The 1,027-nt window shown below is 66.5% G+C and carries 1 protein-coding gene; it reads right to left on the reverse strand.

Annotated elements, in window-relative coordinates; genetic code table 11:
* The coding region (locus tag AB5287_RS10085) for an IS30 family transposase (RefSeq protein ID WP_368221195.1) at window positions 1-998 on the reverse strand (998 nt) is incomplete at its 3' end.
* Window positions 999-1,027: the final 29 nt, after the last annotated feature.

The following is a 1,027-nucleotide window of genomic DNA, read 5'->3' on the forward strand; positions in this document are numbered from 1 at the left end:
GGGGTGTCGTTGATCTCCCCGACGATCGCGTCGAGCTCGTCCTGCGTGAGATCCTCGAAACTGGTTCCCTTGGGCAGGTAGCGGCGGATCCTGCCGTTCCTGTTCTCGTTGCTGCCGCGCTGCCAGGAGCTGTACGGGTCGGCGAAGTACGTGAGCATGCCCAGCGCCTCGTCCACCAGCATGTGCAGGGACGCCTCCGTGCCGTTGTCCCACGTGCGGTCGACGCGCGCGGCCGGCGGCATGTCCTTGAAGATCTCGTATTCGGCCCTGGCCGTGGCGGACGCGCTCTTGTCGTCGACGAGCCGGGCGAACAGCCTGCGGCTCCTGCGCTCCACCTGCGTGTTCATGCAGCGCCTCGACGGCGCGGCGCCGACCACCGTGTCCGACTCGAAATGGCCGAACCCCTTCCTGGATCCGACCGCCTCGGGCCGGTCCGCGATGGGCACGCGCATCGGGATGCGCGGCCCTTTCGCCTTCCTGCCCTTTTTCCTCGTCCGGCGTTTCCTGCCGCGCGCCAGATACTGGCGCAGGTCCAGCGCCCGCTGCGGCTTGGCGTAGATCCACTGGTAAAGGCACTCGTGGCTGATCCGCATCGACGGGTCGCCGGCGTACTGGGCCTTCAACCGTCCCTCGATCAGTTCCGGGCTCCACCCCCTGCGCAGCGCGTCCAGCACCCAGGCGCGCAACGGGCCCGAATCCATGCGACGCGGTTTCCTGGACTCGCGCCGACGCCGGTCGGCCTTTCTCTGCGCGGCCAGCGCCGAATAGAACGGACCCGAGGTCCATGCCCCGGTCTTCAGCCGTTTCGGCCGGTAGGGGCGGTACGACCCGTTCTCGTTGGACGCGAACCACAGGCCGCGCCTCAGCTCGCGGCTCACCGTGGACTTGTCCCGGCCGATTTCCTCCGCGGTCCGCCGAATGCTCAGATGCTGTTCGCAATGCAGCTTCTCGATCAGGATCCTTTCATCGGACGACAGGTGCGAATATCGTTGGCCCATGAGTGCAACACCTTCTTAAGTTAGAAACT

Source organism: Bifidobacterium sp. RTP21102st3_E2_RTP21102_210122, from assembly GCF_040916945.1.
Classification (GTDB): Bacteria; Actinomycetota; Actinomycetes; order Actinomycetales; family Bifidobacteriaceae; genus Bifidobacterium; species Bifidobacterium longum.